At 72.6% G+C, this 16,266-nt stretch carries 11 protein-coding genes and 1 pseudogene; 6 read left to right on the forward strand and 6 right to left on the reverse strand.

Annotation, left to right across the window (positions count from 1 at the left end; all coding sequences use genetic code 11):
- The 3 genes from ACIP5W_RS27090 to glgB form a co-directional block, all read left to right on the forward strand.
- Positions 1 to 315 (forward strand): alpha-glucosidase C-terminal domain-containing protein (locus ACIP5W_RS27090; protein ID WP_401478741.1); only part of this gene is annotated, 315 nt, incomplete at its 5' end.
- A gap of 85 nt (positions 316 to 400) precedes the next feature.
- Complete coding sequence (locus ACIP5W_RS27095; RefSeq protein ID WP_401478744.1) at positions 401 to 1,780, forward strand: maltokinase; 1,380 nt, start codon at positions 401 to 403, stop codon at positions 1,778 to 1,780.
- Between the two features lie 13 nt (positions 1,781 to 1,793).
- Positions 1,794 to 4,601 (forward strand): 1,4-alpha-glucan branching enzyme, encoded by a 2,808-nt coding sequence (gene glgB, locus ACIP5W_RS27100; protein ID WP_401478747.1) that lies wholly within the window; start codon positions 1,794 to 1,796, stop codon positions 4,599 to 4,601.
- A gap of 90 nt (positions 4,602 to 4,691) precedes the next feature.
- Here the strand turns inward: glgB and ACIP5W_RS27105 are convergent, their stop codons facing one another.
- From ACIP5W_RS27105 to ACIP5W_RS27120, 4 genes are all read right to left on the reverse strand, one after another.
- A complete protein-coding gene (locus ACIP5W_RS27105; RefSeq protein ID WP_401479060.1) occupies positions 4,692 to 6,923 on the reverse strand; it encodes a HelD family protein in 2,232 nt (743 codons plus the stop codon).
- Positions 6,924 to 7,193: 270 nt separating this feature from the next.
- A complete protein-coding gene (locus ACIP5W_RS27110) occupies positions 7,194 to 7,526 on the reverse strand; it encodes a thioredoxin family protein (protein ID WP_401478750.1) in 333 nt (110 codons plus the stop codon).
- Complete coding sequence (locus ACIP5W_RS27115) at positions 7,523 to 7,951, reverse strand: MerR family transcriptional regulator (RefSeq protein WP_401478753.1); 429 nt, start codon at positions 7,949 to 7,951, stop codon at positions 7,523 to 7,525. Before ACIP5W_RS27115 ends, ACIP5W_RS27110 begins: the two co-directional genes overlap by 4 nt.
- 114 nt (positions 7,952 to 8,065) lie before the next feature.
- The gene (locus ACIP5W_RS27120; protein ID WP_401478756.1) at positions 8,066 to 9,790 is read right to left on the reverse strand and encodes an MFS transporter; all 1,725 of its coding nucleotides are present in this window, start codon (positions 9,788 to 9,790) and stop codon (positions 8,066 to 8,068) included.
- A 156-nt stretch (positions 9,791 to 9,946) separates the two neighbouring features.
- Between ACIP5W_RS27120 and ACIP5W_RS27125 the strand changes: the two are divergent.
- Positions 9,947 to 10,558, forward strand: a pseudogene (locus ACIP5W_RS27125) (TetR/AcrR family transcriptional regulator); the annotation flags it as partial.
- Between the two features lie 377 nt (positions 10,559 to 10,935).
- Here the strand turns inward: ACIP5W_RS27125 and ACIP5W_RS27130 are convergent.
- Positions 10,936 to 12,366 carry a cation:dicarboxylate symporter family transporter gene (locus ACIP5W_RS27130; protein ID WP_401479063.1) on the reverse strand — a complete coding sequence of 477 codons (1,431 nt, stop codon included), beginning with the start codon at positions 12,364 to 12,366 and terminating at the stop codon, positions 10,936 to 10,938.
- A gap of 121 nt (positions 12,367 to 12,487) precedes the next feature.
- Between ACIP5W_RS27130 and ACIP5W_RS27135 the strand changes: the two genes are divergently transcribed.
- Both ACIP5W_RS27135 and ACIP5W_RS27140 read left to right on the forward strand, forming a co-directional pair.
- Positions 12,488 to 14,134 (forward strand): ATP-binding protein, encoded by a 1,647-nt coding sequence (locus tag ACIP5W_RS27135; protein WP_401478759.1) that lies wholly within the window; start codon positions 12,488 to 12,490, stop codon positions 14,132 to 14,134.
- Positions 14,131 to 14,838, forward strand: coding sequence for a response regulator (locus ACIP5W_RS27140; protein WP_366057039.1), 708 nt, complete (start codon positions 14,131 to 14,133; stop codon positions 14,836 to 14,838). The genes ACIP5W_RS27135 and ACIP5W_RS27140 overlap by 4 nt, the downstream gene beginning before the upstream one ends.
- A 186-nt stretch (positions 14,839 to 15,024) precedes the next feature.
- On the opposite strand, the gene ACIP5W_RS27145 is transcribed toward ACIP5W_RS27140, so the two are convergent.
- Positions 15,025 to 16,050, reverse strand: a complete 1,026-nt coding sequence (locus ACIP5W_RS27145) for an ATP-dependent 6-phosphofructokinase (protein ID WP_401478763.1) — start codon at positions 16,048 to 16,050, stop codon at positions 15,025 to 15,027.
- Positions 16,051 to 16,266: the final 216 nt, after the last annotated feature.

Genomic DNA, 16,266 nt, shown 5'->3' on the forward strand with positions numbered 1-16,266 from the left:
CACTGGACCCGCCGCATGATCGAGATCCGCAAACAGAACCCCGCCTTCGGCCTCGGCTCGTACACCGAGCTGCCCTCCTCCAACCCGGCCGTCCTGGCCTTCCTGCGCGAGTACGAGGACGACCTGGTGCTGTGCGTCCACAACTTCTCCCGCTTCGCCCAGCCCACCGAGCTGGACCTGAGCCGGTTCGGCGGGCGCCATCCCGTCGAGCTGTTCGGCGGAGTCCGTTTTCCGGCCGTGGGTGAGCTGCCATATCTGCTCACGCTCGGGGGACACGGTTTCTATTGGTTCCGACTGCGCAGGGAGACCGTCTAGTACCCCCGGGCGGGGCGGTTTCTCCCGCCCCGCCCGGGGCACGCATCAGTAACACCCCGACCCCCCGGGGAAAGGACGTGACGCCATGGCGGAAACGGTCACACTCTCCGGCACGACCAGCCCCGGGCTCCTCGCGTCACTGACCCCCCTGCTGCGGGAGTGGCTGCCACGGCAGCGCTGGTTCGCCGGCAAGGGGAGTCCGGTCACGGGATTCTCGCTGGTGGCGGGCACCGAGCTGCTGCCCGCCGCGTCCAGGCTGGGCCTCTACCACCTGCTGGTCCGCGCGCACCAGGGCGCCGTGCCCGGCGACTGCTACCAGCTCCTGATCGGCGCCCGCGAGGCGCTGCCGCCCCGGCTGGCGCCCGCGCTGATCGGGCACGTGCCGGACGGACCGCTCGGCGGCCGGACCGTCTACGACGCCCTGTACGACACCCGGCCCGCCGAGGTCCTCCTGGAGGCGCTGCGCACCGAGGCCCGGATCGGCGTGCTGCGCTGCGAACGGGACCCCGCGCAGGAAATACGCGCCGGTCTCGTGCCACGGAGGCTGACCGCCGAGCAGTCGAATTCGTCGGTCGTCTTTGGAGATACGTTCATTCTCAAGCTGTTGCGCCGGGTCGTCCCCGGCGTCAACCCCGACCTGGAGCTGCCGCTGGCCCTGGCCCGCGAGGGATCCTCCCGGGTGCCGGCGCCGACGGCATGGCTGCAGGCGGACCTGGACGACGGTGCCGGCGAGTCGTACGTCCTCGGCGTCCTCCAGCCGTTCGTACAGGGTGCGACGGACGGCTGGGAGCTGGCGCTGCGGGAGCTGGCCAAGGGCGAGGACTTCGGCGCCGAGGCCCGGGCGCTGGGGCGGGCCACCGCCGAGGTGCACACCGCGCTGGCCCGGGCCCTGCCCACCGCCACCCTCGGTCACGCCCAGCTCGGCCCGCTGGTCGACGGCATGACCGAGCGGCTGGACGCGGCGGCGCAGGCCGTGCCCGCCCTGCGCCCCTACGCCCCCGGCCTGCGCACCGCTTTCTCGGCGCTGGCCGACCTCGCGGCCGAGGGCCGGATCTGGACCGCGCAACGCGTCCACGGCGACCTGCACCTCGGGCAGTGCCTGCGGGCGCCCTCCGGCCAGTGGTCGCTGATCGACTTCGAGGGCGAGCCGGCCCGCCCGCTGGCCGAGCGCCGCATGCCGCAGCCGGCCGTCCGGGACGTGGCCGGCATGCTGCGTTCCTTCGACTACGCCGCCCTCTCGGCCGACCCTCCGGCGCCCGGCTGGGCCGAGGTGTGCCGGGCCGCGTACTGCTCCGGCTACGCCGAGGTGTCCGGCACCGACCCCCGCACCGACCCCGTACTGCTGCGGGCCTACGAGACGGACAAGGCGGTCTACGAGGTCGTCTACGAGGCCCGGCACCGCCCCGACTGGCTTTCCGTCCCGCTGTCCGCGATACGTCGGCTCGCCGCATCCGACCCGTCCTGAGGAGGCTTTCCCCGTGACTCCCAGCCCCCCGTCCCCCCACGGTTCCGACCCCGGGAACCCGAAGGACCCGAAGAAGACCCCGGCCCCGAAGGCCGCGGTCGAGAAGACGGTGGCCGAGAAGACGGTGGCCGAGAAAGCGGCGGCCAGGAAAGCGGGGGGCAAGAGGACGGCGGCTGCCGCCGTGAAGGCCTCCGGGCGGAAGGCCGCCCCTCAGGAGGCCGCCGGGGGGAAGGCCGCCGCCGAGGAGACCCCGGCACAGAGGACCGTCGCCGAGAAAGCCGCGGCGAAGAAGGCCGTCACCAAGAAAGCCGTGGCCAAGAAGGCCGTCGCGGCGAAGGCGGTCACGAAGAAGACCGTGGCGAAGAAGACCGCGACGAAGAAGACCGTGGCCGAGGCGGTCGCGGCGGAGACGGCCGGGACGGAGACGGCCGTCCCGAAGAAAGCCGCCTCGAAGAAAACCGTCGCGGAGAAGGCCGCCCCGGCGAAGCGCGCCGCGAAGAAGGGTGTCGCGAAGAAGGCTCCCGCCTCCGCGAAGGAGCGCGCGTCCCGGCCCCCCGTCCCGCCCTCGGCCGGGCCCGTGCAGGCAGGGCCCGTGCAAGCGGGGACCGCACAGGCAGGGCCCATGGAGGTCGCCCTCTCCCCCGCGCTGGACGGCGGCGACCGCGAGCGGCTGCTGCACGGCACCCATCACGATCCGCACGCCGTGCTCGGCGCGCACCCGGCGCCCGGCGGGATCGTCTTCCGGGCCTTCCGCCCCTACGCCCTGTCGGTCGCCGTCGTCATGGGCGAGCTGCGGGCCGAGCTGCACGACGACGGCGACGGCTTCTTCTCCGGCCTGCTCCCCCTGCGGGAGGTCCCGGCCTACCGTCTGGTCATCGCGTACGAGGGGACGGTCCAGGAGACCGAGGACCCGTACCGCTTCCTGCCCACGCTCGGCGACCTGGACCTGCATCTGATCGGGGAGGGCCGGCACGAGGAACTGTGGACGGTGCTCGGCGCGCACCCGATGACCCACGAGGGAGTGCCCGGTACCCGCTTCTCCGTGTGGGCGCCCAACGCGCGCGCGGTGCGGCTCGCGGGCACCTTCAACTTCTGGGACGGCATCGGGTATCCGATGCGGTCGCTCGGTTCCTCCGGGGTCTGGGAGCTGTTCGTGCCCGCGATCGGCGAGGGTGAACTGTACAAGTTCGACATCACCCGGCCCGACGGCTCCCGCACCCAGCGCGCCGACCCGATGGCCCGCCGCACGGAGACACCGCCGGCCACCTCGTCGGTGGTGGAGGCCTCGCACTACGAGTGGGGCGACGCGGAGTGGCTGGCGAGCCGGGGGGACCGCCCGGCCCACGAGGCACCGTTGTCGATCTACGAGGTCCATCTGCCGTCCTGGCGACCCGGGCTGACCTACCGTCAGCTCGCCGAGCAGCTCCCCGGGTACGTCAGGGAGCTGGGCTTCACGCACGTCGAGCTGATGCCGGTCGCCGAGCACCCCTTCGGCGGCTCGTGGGGCTACCAGGTCACCGGCTTCTACGCGCCCACGGCCCGGCTCGGCACACCCGACGACTTCCGCTTCCTCGTGGACGCCCTGCACCGGGCGGGCATCGGCGTCATCATGGACTGGGTGCCGGCGCACTTCCCGCGCGACGAATGGGCGCTGGCGGAGTTCGACGGGCGGCCCCTCTACGAGCACGAGGACCCGCTGCGGGCCGCGCATCCCGACTGGGGGACGCTGGAGTTCGACTACGGGCGGCGCGAGGTGCGCAACTTCCTCGTGGCCAACGCCGTGTACTGGTGCGAGGAGTTCCACATCGACGGGCTGCGGGTGGACGCCGTCGCCTCCATGCTCTACCTCGACTACTCGCGCGAGCCGGGCCAGTGGACGCCGAACGAGCACGGCGGCCGGGAGAACCTCGACGCGGTGGCCTTCCTCCAGGAGATGAACGCCACCGTGTACCGGCGCGTCCCCGGTGTCGTGACCATCGCGGAGGAGTCCACGGCCTGGGACGGCGTGACGCGCGCGACGCATCACCGGGGGCCGAGCGGCTTCGGCGGACTCGGCTTCGGGCTGAAGTGGAACATGGGGTGGATGCACGACTCGCTCCAGTACATGAGCCACGAGCCCGTGTACCGCAAGTACCACCACGGCGAGCTGACCTTCTCGATGGTGTACGCCTACAGCGAGAACTACGTGCTGCCCATATCGCACGACGAGGTGGTGCACGGCAAGAAGTCGCTGGTGTCGAAGATGCCGGGCGACTGGTGGCAGCAACGCGCGAACCTGCGGGCCTATCTGGCGTACATGTGGGCCCACCCCGGCAAACAACTCCTCTTCATGGGACAGGAGTTCGCGCAGGGGGCCGAGTGGTCCGAGGCACGCGGGCCGGACTGGTGGCTGCTCGACCCCGCCTACGGGGCGGAGGCCGATCACCGGGGCGTGCGGGAGCTGGTCGGTGACCTGAACTCCGTGTACCGGTCGACGCCCGCGCTGTGGGAGCGCGACACCGTCGCCGACGGCTTCGAGTGGGTGGTGGGGGACGCCGCCGACGACAACGTCCTCGCGTTCCTGCGCCGCGACGCCGACGGCACGCCGCTGCTGGCGGTGTCGCACTTCTCGCCCGTCGTCCGCCAGGACTACCGGCTGGGGGTGCCGGACGACATACCCGCCTGGTTCGAGGTGCTCAACACGGACGCCGGGCGGTACGGGGGCAGTGACGTGTTCCACGCCGACCCGGTGAAGCCGGAACCCCAGCCGTGGCACGGCCGTCCGGCGTCCGTCCGGCTGACGTTGCCCCCGCTGTCGACGGTGTGGCTGCGCCCGGCGTAGCGGTTGCCCGCCCTCGGGCGCCGGACTGAGCGATACGGCCCACCGGGCCGGCCCCCGGGGATCCGAGGTGGAGCCCCCGGGGGCGCAGGACTACCCGAGGGACTCCGCCAAGGGCGCCGGCAGCGTCCCCGTGTGCAGGACGCCCAGGCGCTGGGTGGCCCGGGTCAGGGCGACGTACAGGTCGCTCGTGCCGTAGCGGGACGGTTCCACCACCAGGACCGAGTCGAATTCCAGGCCCTTCGACTGGCGGGGGTCCAGCAGGACGACCTTGCGGGTGAGGTCCGGCTCCGCGTCCGCGGTGACTCCGTCGAGGCGGGCCGCCAGCCGGCGGTGCAGGTCACGAGGGGCGATCACCGCGAGCCGGCCCTCCGCGGGGGTCAGCTCCGCCACCGCGTCGGCGACCGCGCCGGGCAGGTCGTCGACGGCCCGCGCCCAGGGCCGTACGCCGGTGGACCGTACCGAGCTCGGCGGCACGAAGTCCGGCTGCTCCGCGCGGACGACGGCCGCCGCGACGTCCATGATCTCGGCGGGGGTGCGGTAGTTGACGCCCAGCCGGGTGTGCTCCCAGCGGTCGCCGACATACGGTTCGAGGATGTCCGACCAGGAGCCGACGCCCGCCGCCTCCGCGGTCTGCGCCGGGTCGCCGACCAGGGTCATGGAACGGGTCGGGACACGCCGCATCAGCAGCCGCCACGCCATCGGCGACAGCTCCTGCGCCTCGTCGACGATGATGTGCCCGAACGCCCAGGTCCGGTCGGCCGCCGCCCGCTCGGCGGCGCTGCGGTGGTCGTCCTCCTCGTGGCGTTCGGCGAAGCGTTCGGCGTCGATGATGTCGTGGGCCGACAGGACCTCGCCGGCGTCGGGGTCGTCGTCCTCCTTGTCCTCGAACTCGTACGTGCGGGAGGCGTAGGAGACGTCGAGCACGCCCTGCGCGTAGGCGACCTGTCGTTCCCGCTCGCGCTCGGCGTGCTCCCGCGCCGAGCGGTCGTCCTCGCCGAGGAGTTCGGCGGCCTCGTCGAGCAGCGGCACGTCGGCGACCGTCCAGGCCCGGGTGACCGGGCGGCGGACGGCGGCGGCGTCCTCGTCGGAGACGTAGCCCTCGGGGGCGGCCAGGAAGTCGGCGACCACCCGCCGCGGGGAGAGCACCGGCCACAGCTGGTCCACGGCCGACCACACTTCGGGGTTCTCGGCCAGCTCGTCGCGGATCTGGGTGATGTCGCTGGGGTCGAGGAGGCTGGAGCCGTCGTAGGGGTCGGTGCCGACGCGTTCGGCGTACAGCTCGGTGAGGGTGTTGAGGATGTGGCCCTCGAAGTGCTCGCGGGCGGCGTTGTGCGGCAGCCTGGCGGCGCGGGTGCGCTCGCGGGCGACCCCCACCAGGCCCTCGTCGAGCATGAGCACCTCCCGGTCGTGCTCGATCGCGATGACCGGGTCGGGCAGCGCCTGCCGGTCGCGTACGACGGCGGCGAGGACCTCGGCCATGTCCGCGCGGCCCTTCACGGCGGCCGCCTCCGGGGTGTCGGCGGCCGTCGCCCGCACGCCCGGGTACAGCTCGCCGACCGTCGCCAGGAGCACGCCGGTCTCGCCGAGGGCGGGCAGCACCTCGCCGATGTAGCCGAGGAAGGCGGGGTTGGGGCCGACGATCAGCACGGCCCGCTTGGCGAGCAGTTCGCGGTGCTCGTAGAGGAGGTAGGCGGCGCGGTGCAGGGCGACGGCCGTCTTGCCGGTGCCGGGGCCGCCCTCGACGACCAGCACCCCGCGGTGGGGGGCGCGGATGATCTCGTCCTGCTCGGCCTGGATGGTCTGCACGATGTCGTGCATGCGGCCGGTCCGGGCGGAGTCGAGGGCGGCGAGCAGGACGGCGTCGCCGGCGGGGTCCTCGTGGCCGGTGCGGGTGGCGTCACCGAGGTCGAGGAACTCGTCGTGCAGGGCGGTGACCCGGCGGCCGTCGGTGGTGATGTGCCGGCGGCGGCGCAGGCCCATCGGGGTGTGACCGGTGGCCAGGTAGAAGGGGCGGGCGACGTCGGCCCGCCAGTCCACGAGGACGGGGGTGCGCTCGGGGTCGTCCCGGCGCAGGCCGATCCGGCCGATGTGGTGGCTGGTGCCGGAGGACAGGTCGATCCGGCCGAAGCAGAGCGAGCCGTCCACTGCGTTCAGGGCGGCGAGCAGTCCGGAGCGTTCGGCGACGAGGACGTCCCGCTCCAGGCGGGCCTGCCTGGAGGTGTTGCCCTGGGCGAGGGCGTCGGTGACGGCGGTCTCGGTGACACCGCGCAGTGCGTCGACGCGCGCGTACAGCCCGTCGATGAATTCCTGTTCGCCGCGCATTTCACCGTCGGTGAATTCGGCGTTCACGTCGGTGCTCACGTCGGTGTTCTTATTCCTGCCCATATCGATGCCCGTGCCGATGCCGTGATGAGTGCTTGCGCCGGTGTTTGACAAATCCGCTCCCGCCCCGATATACTGTTGCTATCGAACTTCTCCGCGATTCGATATCTCGAAGTCGCGAATCATCGAATATACGCCGAGAAAACCCCCGGACGCAATTGTCCGGGGGTTTTCTCGTACAGGTCCGCGAAAAGCGGGGCGGGACGGGGATCAGAGGACGTCCGACAGCTCCTCCAGCAGCCGCCGCTTCGGCCGGGCCCCCACCATCGCCTTCACCGGCTCGCCGGCCCGGAACACCATGAAGGTCGGCATCGACAGCACCTTGTAGTGGTTCGTCGTCCCAGGACTGCGGTCCACGTTCAGCTGCACCACCTTCAGCCGCTCGCCCTCCTCCGCGGCGAGCGCCCCGAGCACCGGCGCCATCTGGCGGCACGGCGGGCACCAGTCGGCGGTGAACTCCACCAGCACCGGCAGATCCGCCGCGAGCACCTCCGACGCGAAGTCCGCGTCGGTCACCTCGTCCACTCCGGCCACCTTGGTCACGGCTGTCGCCCTCCCAGTTCGCACACGGGCTCCGGACCCCCCGGAACCAGCGCCTCGGCGGCAAGCTCGTCACGTGCCCGCTCGGCCCGCGTGAGCTGCCCGGCGACCTTCTCGCGGACCGCCGTCAGCTCCCCGATGAGCGCGTCCAGCTCGTCCAGCTTGCGCCGGTACACCGCGAGCGAGGCGGGACACGAGTCGCCCTCCGGGTGTCCGGCCCGCAGGCACTCCACGAAGGGCCGGGTCTCCTCCAGCTCGAACCCGAAGTCCCGCAACGTCCTGATCTGCCGCAACGCCCGCAGGTCACGCTCGTCGTAGGCCCGGTGCCCCAGCTCGTCGCGCCGCGCGGGCAGCAACCCCCGCGACTCGTAGTACCGCAGCGTCCGCGTCGTGGTTCCGGCCCGTGCGGCCAGCTCGCCGATTCGCATGTCCACGAACGTACGGCTTGACCCCGACGTCAAGGCAAGAGGCACCGGCCGAACGCCGCCCCGGCCCCGGGGGCGCCCCTCACGCCGCCCGCGTCGGGCGGGCCTCCGCGAGGTTCAGCGCACCCGGCCGACCGCCCGCTCCCCGCCCTTCGCCTTCGCCGTCTGCTCTGTCTTCTCGGTCTGCTCGGTCTGCTCCGTCTGCTTTGATCCGGTCGGCAGCGACGTGCCCTTGCCCGGCAGCAGCACCGCCACCAGGACGGTGCCGACGCCGAGGACCACCGCGCCGACCAGGCTGGTGTGGGCCACCGCGTCCGCGAAGGAGGAGCCGACCGAGTCGGCCATCCGCCGGGAGGCCTCGGTGAGTTCGGCGGCCTGCGCCTTGAGCTGCGCGGCCTGCTGCGGGTCGCTGGACCGTGCCGCCTGCGCAGCGAGCTGCTGCGCCCGGTCGGCGACGCCCTGCGCGACGGCGTACCCGGCGCCGACTGAGTCCTGGGCGGTGGCGAGGGTGCCGGCCGGGAGGCCGCTGCCGGACGCCGCGTCCCCGAGGCGGTCGGAGTACGACGTGCCCAGCAGCGAACCGAGGATCGCGATGCCGAGGGAGCCGCCCAGCTCCAGCGAGGTGTCGTTCACCGCGCCGCCGACGCCCAGTTCGGACTCGGGGAACGCCCCCATGATGGCGTCCGTGCAGGGCGACAGGGCGAGCCCGATCGCCACGCCGAGGACGACGAGGGGCGCCACGAAGTCGCCGTACGACGACGCGGCGTCGATCCGGGTGAGGAGGGCGAGGGCGGCCGTGCCGGCGACCATGCCCGCGGTGACCGTCCACTTCATGCCGACGCGCGGGGTGAGGTAGGCCGTCAGGGCCGAGCCGACGAAGACCGCGCCGGCCAGGGGCAGCATGCGCAGGCCGGTGTCGAGGGCGTCGTGGCCGAGGACGAACTGAAGGTGCTGGGTGAGGTAGTAGAAGGCGCCGAAGACGGCCAGGAAGAACAGGGCCACGGCGAGGTTGGACCCGGCGAAGCGGCGGTCGGAGAAGCGGCGCACGTCCAGCACCGGGTGCGGGTGGCGCAGTTCCCACAGGACGAAGGCGAGCAGGGCCACGGCGGCGACGGCGGCCGCGCCGACCGCCTTGGGGCCCCAGCCGAAGTGCGGCCCCTCGATGATCATGTAGACGAGCGCGCCGATCCAGACCACCGACAGCAGTCCGCCGACGTAGTCGATGCGGTTGTGGTGCCCGGCCTTCGACGGCGGCACGAGGACGAGCGCGCCGACGATCGCCGCGACGGCGACGGGCACGTTGATGAGGAACGTCGACGACCAGCCGTGGTTCTCCAGCAGCGCGCCGGCGACGAGCGGTCCGGCCGCGATGGCGAGGCCCGCGGTCGCCGTCCACAGGGTGATCGCCTTGGCGCGTTCGGCGCGCGGGAAGGTCGCGGCGAGCAGCGACAGCGTCGCGGGCATGATGAGCGCCGCGCCCACGCCCATCACGGCGCGGCCCGCGATCACGGCCCCGGCGCTGTCGGCGAGGTAGCCGGAGACCGCGCCGCCGGCGAACACCACGAGCCCGAGCAGGAGCGCTCCGCGCCGGCTGTACTTGTCGCCGATCGCGCCGAGCAGCAGCATCAGCGCCGCGTACGGCACCGTGTAGCCGTCGATGACCCACTGGAGGTCGGCGCTGGTCAGGCCCAGGTCGTCGGTCATGGCGGGCGCGGCGACCGTGAGGGCGGTGTTCGCCATCACGATGATCAGCAGGCTCAGGCAGAGGACGAGGAGCGCCCACCAGCGTCGGCGGTAGGGGCCCTCCATCCGTTCGACCGGTTCGTTCATGACGAGTCGCATGGGCAGGGGTCGCCTTCCTCGGGACGTACCCGACGGCGTACAGGACTCTGGTCGCACGACGCCGGGGCAATTGCACAACAGTGTGCAATGTATGTCTGCTGCACAGTCGTGTGCAAATCGAGGGAGCGGAACGCGCCACGACGGAAGGCAGGCACAATGGCCGCCATGACCACGGGCAACAGCAGTCGCGCGGAGGCAAACCGACGCCGCATCCTCGATGTGGCCCTCGCCGAGCTGTTGCGCGACCCGGACGCGTCCATGAACCACATCGCCCGCGCCGCCGGTGTCGTACGGCGCACGGTGTACGGGCACTTCCCCAGCCGCGAGGCGCTGATCAGCACGCTGGTCGACGAGGCGGTGGCGGTGCTGGCCGCCGCCCACGAGGGGGCGGGCGAGGGCGACGGGGACCCGGCGGAGGAGCTGGCCCGTTCCGTGCTGGCCGTGTGGCGGATCGCCGACCGCTACCGCCTGCTGGTCGCGCTGGCCCAGCGCACGGTCACCATGCAGGGCATCCGGGAGCGGCTCACCCCGGTGCGCCAGGACACGATCCGGCTGCTCCGGCGCGGCCTGGACGAGGGGACGTTCGCCTCACCGCTGCCGGCGCCGGCGCTGGCGTACGTGCACGAACAGATCGTGTTCGCGCTGATGGAGGCCGTGAACGACGGGCTGCTGAGCACGCGTGAGGCGGGCCGCTCGGCCGCCGTCACCGCGCTGACCGCGGCCGGCGTGCCCGCCACCCTGGCCACCGCCCTCGTGGCGAAGGTGAGCGAGTCCGGTGGGTCCGGCGAGCCCGAGGAGTCGGGCGAGCCGGGCGGGGCGGCAGAGGCAGGCGAGCCGGCCGGGGCGGCAGAGGCAGGCGAGTCCGGCTGACGGGCGCGCCGCCGGGCGGGAAACGCCGCGGGCCCCCGGTGCGCGAAACACCGGAGGCCTGCGGGGCGGAAACGGAGAACCGGGCGGCCGAGCTACGGGGGAGTACTCGGCCGCCCGGCGTTGGGGGGGGGCGGACACCGCCGGGTGGAACGGCCACCGGCGGCCACCGCCGGGTACCGCCGGGTGGAACGGCCACCGGGGCGGGTACCGGGTGCCCGGCCCGGGTTCAGGCCGGGCCGGGCACCCGGGGTAGAGGGGGTCTCCCGCCGTGGGCGTCAGGCCTTGGCGAGTTCCTTCTCGCCCTCCTCGCGCTGCTCGGGCACGTCCACCGCCGGGGCGTCCTGACCGCCGTGGGCGTCGTCGAGCAGGGTCTTCTCGTCGAAGGGCAGCTCGCCCGCGAGCACCCGGCCCACGCGCTCCTTGTCGATCTCCTTGGTCCAGGTGCCGATCAGGACCGTGGCGACGGCGTTGCCCGCGAAGTTCGTCAGGGCGCGGGCCTCGCTCATGAAGCGGTCGATGCCGACGATGAGGCCGATGCCGTCCACCAGGGCGGGCTTGTGCGACTGGAGACCGCCGGCCAGGGTCGCGAGACCGGCGCCGGTGACACCGGCCGCGCCCTTGGAGGCGATCAGCAGGAACAGCAGCAGCGGGATCTGCTCGCCGACCGACATCGGCGTCCCCATGGCGTCGGCGATGTAGAGGGAGGCCATGGTCATGTAGATCATGGTGCCGTCGAGGTTGAAGGAGTAGCCGGTCGGGACGGTGATGCCGACGACGGGCTTGCTGACGCCCAGGTGCTCCATCTTCGCGATGAGGCGCGGCAGCGCGGACTCGGAGGAGGACGTGGACAGGATCAGCAGGAACTCGCGGAGGAGGTACTTGAAGAACACGAAGATGTTCAGCCCCGAGACGACCCGCAGCAGCGCGCCGAGCACGATGAAGACGAACAGGAAGCAGGTGACGTAGAAGCCGAGCATCAGGACGGCGAGGCTCTTGAGGGCGTCGACGCCGGCCGAGCCGGTGACCGCGGCGATGGCGCCGAAGGCACCGATCGGGGCGGCCCACATCACCATCGCGAGGATGCGGAAGACCAGGCGCTGGATGTGCTCGACACCGCGCAGGACCGGCTGTCCGGCCGGGCCCATGGCCTGGAGGGCGAAGCCCGCGAGCAGCGCGACGAGCAGCGTCTGGAGCACCTCGCCGCCGGTGAAGGCGGAGACGATCGTGGTCGGGATGATGCCGAGCAGGAACTCGGTGGTGTCCTTGGCCTCCGCCGACACCTGCGCCTGACCGGTCTCCTTGACCGCGTCGGTGAGGGCGAGGCCGGTGCCCGGCTCCAGGATGTTGCCGACGACGAGGCCGATGCCGAGGGCGACCAGCGACATGACCGTGAAGTAGCCCAGGGCGATGCCGCCGACGGCGCCGACCTTGGCGGCCTTGCGGACCGATCCGATGCCGAGCACGATCGTGCAGAAGATGATCGGCGAGATCATCATCTTGATCAGGTTCACGAAGCCGGTACCGATGGGCTTCAGTTCGACGGCGAAGTCGGGAGCGATCAGGCCCACGGCGATGCCGATGGCGACCGCGACGATCACCGCGATGTACAGGTAGTGCGTGCGGTCCCGCTTGGCGGCGGGTACGGCGGATGCCGTATCGGGGGTGCTGGCGGCCACGGCTGCCCTCCTTGACGTCTTCGTCGGCATCACCGGCGTGCGGCTCACGTCCGGGGGTTCGGGGGATGCCGTGACTATCCCCCCGCCCTGTGAGGGCGGTCACCCTTCCGTTCATTTAGTTCACGCCCGACGCGGGAGGCACACTGACGGCATGCGCATCCCCGTCCCGCGACCCCGCAGCCTGGCCGGCCAGCTGTTCGCCATGCAGGCCGTCCTGATAGCGGTGGTCGTCGCGGGTTACGCGCTGTTCACCTACCTCAGCGACCGCAGCCAGGCCGAGGAGGCCGCGAGCCGGCAGGCCTCGGCGGTGGCCCGCTCGGTCGCCGACTCCCCCTCGGTGCGGGAGGCGATCGGCACCGCGGACCCGACCGCGCGGCTCCAGCCGTACGCGCTGCGGATCATGCACGACACCGAGGTCGACTTCGTCACGATCATGAATCCGGCGGGGATCCGCTGGACCCACCCGGACGAGAAACAGATCGGCCTGCACTTCCGGGGCAACACCGCGCGGGCCCTGAGGGGCGAGACCTTCACCGAGACCTACACCGGCACCCTGGGCCCGTCCGTCCGCGCGGTCGCCCCCGTAGAGGGGGACGACGGCCGGGTCGTCGGCCTGGTCAGCGCGGGCATCAAGGTCGAGGCGATCACCAAGCGGGTGCAGGACCAGGTGACGGCGCTGTTCGGCGTCGCGACGGGCGCGCTCGCGCTGGGCGCGGTCGGCACCTACGTCGTCAACGCCCGGCTGCGCCGCCACACGCACGGCATGAACGCGGCCGAGCTGAGCCGGATGCACGACTACCACCAGGCGGCACTGCACGCCGTGCGCGAGGGGCTGCTGATGCTGGACGGCCAGTACCGGGTGGCGCTGATCAACGACGGCGGCCGTGAACTGCTGGGCGTCTCGGAGGAGGTGGTGGGCCGGTCCGTCGCCGACCTCGGTCTGCCCGCCCCGCTGACGGGCGCCCTGCTGTCCTCCGAACCGCGCGTGGACGAGGTGCACCTGACGGCGGACCGGGTGGTGGCGGTGAACACCTCGCCGGTGTCCGGCGGGGAGCGTCGGGGCACCGTGGTCACCCTCCGCGATGTCACCGAACTCCAGTCCCTGATGGGCGAGTTGGACTCGGAACGCGGCTTCACGCAGGCCCTGCGCTCACAGGCCCACGAGGCGGCGAACCGCCTGCACACCGTCGTCTCGCTCATCGAACTGGGCCGCGCCGAGGAGGCCGTGGACTTCGCGACCGCCGAACTGGAGCTGGCCCAGGCGCTGACCGACCAGGTGGTGGCCGCGGTGAGCGAGCCGGTGCTGGCGGCGCTGCTGCTGGGCAAGACGGCACAGGCGAACGAGCGGGGCGTGGAGCTGGTGGTGTCACGGGGCAGCGGGCTCGACGACGGGCTGCTCCCGAAGTCGCTGCCCGCCCGTGACCTGGTCACCATCCTCGGCAACCTCATCGACAACGCCGTGGACGCGGCGCAGGGCAGCGTGCGGGCGCGGGTCACGGTGACCGCGTGCACCGGGCACCGGGCGGAGGGCGGCGGCGAACTGGTGCTGCGGGTGGCGGACACCGGCGCCGGGGTGGATCCGGCACTCGCCGAGCAGGTCTTCGAACGGGGCTTCTCCACGAAGCCGTCCGGCCCCGGCGGCCGCGGCCTCGGTCTGGCCCTCGTCCGGCAGGCCGTGCACCGCCACGACGGGACACTGTCGGTGGCGGAGGCCGAGGGCGGCGGAGCGGAGTTCGTGGTACGGCTGCCCCTGCGCACGGCGGTCGCCGCCGTGCCGGTGTCGGGAGGCGGGGAATGACAGGAGTTCCGGGCGGGTCGGGCGACGGGCCGATCCGGGTCCTGGTGGTCGAGGACGACCCCGTGGCGGCCGACGCGCACGTCCTGTACGTCGGCCGGGTGCCGGGGTTCACGGCGGTGGGCAAGGCGCACACCGGCGCGGAGGCGCGGCGGCTGCTGGACCGTACGCCGGTGGACCTGCTGCTGCTCGACCTGCACCTGCCGGACGGGCACGGGCTCCAGCTCGCCCGCTCGCTGCGGGCGGCGGGGTATCACGCGGACGTGATAGCGGTCACCTCGGCGCGCGACCTGACGGTGGTGCGGGAGGGCGTGTCGCTGGGCGTCGTCCAGTACGTGCTGAAACCGTTCACCTTCGCCACCCTGCGGGACCGCCTCGTGCGGTACGCGGAGTTCCGCGGGGCGGCCGGCGAGGCGAGCGGCCAGGACGAGGTCGACCGCGCCCTGGCCACCCTGCGCGCACCGGGCCCCGTCGCGCTGCCCAAGGGGCTGAGCGGCCCGACCCTGGAACGGGTGACGGGGGCCGTGCGGGAGGCGGCGCAGGGACTGACCGCCGCGGGCGTGGCCGAGGCGGTGGGGATTTCCCGCATCACCGCCCGCCGCTATCTGGAACACCTGGTGGAGGCGGGGAGGGCGGAACGCAAGCCGCTGTACGGGCAGGTGGGCCGGCCCGAGCTGGTGTACCGGTGGGTGCCGGCCGGCCGCTGAGCCGCCCCGAGCACCGGAAGCAGGTCCGCCGGCTTCCCGGCACGGCCGGGGGCAGGAGGCCGGCGGGCCCGGGGAACAGGAGGCCGGCGGGGCCGCCGACCGGCGGGCCCGGGACCCGTGGGACGGCCGGGCCAGGGCTGTGACCGGAAAGGTCCGCCGGCCCGCGACGCCCGGCCCGGCACGGTACTAGAAGACGGACTCCGCCTCGTCCATGCGGTTCTTCGGCACCGTCTTCAGCTCGGTCACCGCGTCCGCGAGCGGCACCATCCGCACGTCGGTGCCGCGCAGCGCGGTCATCATGCCGAACTCGCCCCGGTGCGCGGCCTCCACCGCGTGCCAGCCGAAGCGGGTGGCGAGGACACGGTCGTACGCCGTCGGCACACCGCCGCGCTGGACGTGGCCGAGGATGACCGGGCGGGCCTCCTTGCCGAGCCGCCTCTCCAGCTCGTACGCCAGCGCCGTACCGATGCCCTGGAAGCGCTCGTGGCCGAACTGGTCGATCGCGCCCTTGCTGTAGTCCATCGTGCCCTCGGCGGGGTGGGCGCCCTCGGCCACGCAGATCACCGCGAACTTCTTGCCGCGCGCGAACCGCTCCTCGACCATCTTCACGAGGTCGGCCGGGTCGAAGGGGCGCTCGGGCAGGCAGATGCCGTGGGCACCGGCCGCCATGCCGGACTCCAGGGCGATCCAGCCCGCGTGCCGGCCCATGACCTCGACGACCATCACGCGCTGGTGGGACTCCGCCGTCGTCTTGAGGCGGTCCATGGCCTCCGTGGCGACGCCGACGGCCGTGTCGAAGCCGAAGGTGCGGTCCGTGGAGGAGATGTCGTTGTCGATGGTCTTCGGGACGCCGACGACCGGCAGACCCGCGTCGGACAGCATGCGGGCCGCCGTCAACGTGCCCTCGCCGCCGATCGGGATGAGCGCGTCGATGCCGAACTCGTGGATCATGTCCGAGGCGTTGTCGCAGGCCTCGCGCAGACGGTCGCGCTCCAGCCGTGAGGAGCCGAGTATCGTGCCGCCGCGGGCGAGGATGCCGCTCACGGCGTTCAGGTCGAGGGGCCGGTAGTGGCCGTCGAGGAGACCCGCGTATCCGTCCTCGAAGCCGATGACCTCGTCGCCGTAGTTGTCGACCGCGCGGTGCACGACCGATCGGATCACGGCGTTCAGGCCGGGGCAGTCGCCGCCTGCGGTGAGGACTCCGATGCGCATCCTGCTCTGTCTCCTGCTCGCTGTGGGTGCCGGTGAGCCAGTGCCGATTGTTCCATGCCCCCGAGGAGACTGTCTCCTGACGGGCGCCTTAACCGCGGGCGGAGGTACTGTCAAGAGGGTTCTGCTCACCTCGGTGGGCGATTTTTATGAGCCGGGCGGACACCGGGCGGAAGCCGGGTGCCCGACCGCCGAACAGCCCCGCAGAAGGAACGGAGA

This window comes from Streptomyces sp. NPDC088766, assembly GCF_044750845.1.
In the GTDB taxonomy this organism is placed as follows: Bacteria; Actinomycetota; Actinomycetes; order Streptomycetales; family Streptomycetaceae; genus Streptomyces.

Coding starts and splice junctions, on each gene's coding strand:
- ACIP5W_RS27095 (WP_401478744.1), top strand. CDS start 401: ATGGCGGAAACGGTCACACTCTCCGGCACGACCAGCCCCGGGCTCCTC.
- ACIP5W_RS27105 (WP_401479060.1), bottom strand. CDS start 6,923: ATGCGCGGCGAACAGGAATTCATCGACGGGCTGTACGCGCGCGTCGAC.
- ACIP5W_RS27115 (WP_401478753.1), bottom strand. CDS start 7,951: ATGCGAATCGGCGAGCTGGCCGCACGGGCCGGAACCACGACGCGGACG.
- ACIP5W_RS27120 (WP_401478756.1), bottom strand. CDS start 9,790: ATGCGACTCGTCATGAACGAACCGGTCGAACGGATGGAGGGCCCCTAC.
- ACIP5W_RS27130 (WP_401479063.1), bottom strand. CDS start 12,366: ATGCCGACGAAGACGTCAAGGAGGGCAGCCGTGGCCGCCAGCACCCCC.
- ACIP5W_RS27135 (WP_401478759.1), top strand. CDS start 12,488: ATGCGCATCCCCGTCCCGCGACCCCGCAGCCTGGCCGGCCAGCTGTTC.
- ACIP5W_RS27140 (WP_366057039.1), top strand. CDS start 14,131: ATGACAGGAGTTCCGGGCGGGTCGGGCGACGGGCCGATCCGGGTCCTG.
- ACIP5W_RS27145 (WP_401478763.1), bottom strand. CDS start 16,050: ATGCGCATCGGAGTCCTCACCGCAGGCGGCGACTGCCCCGGCCTGAAC.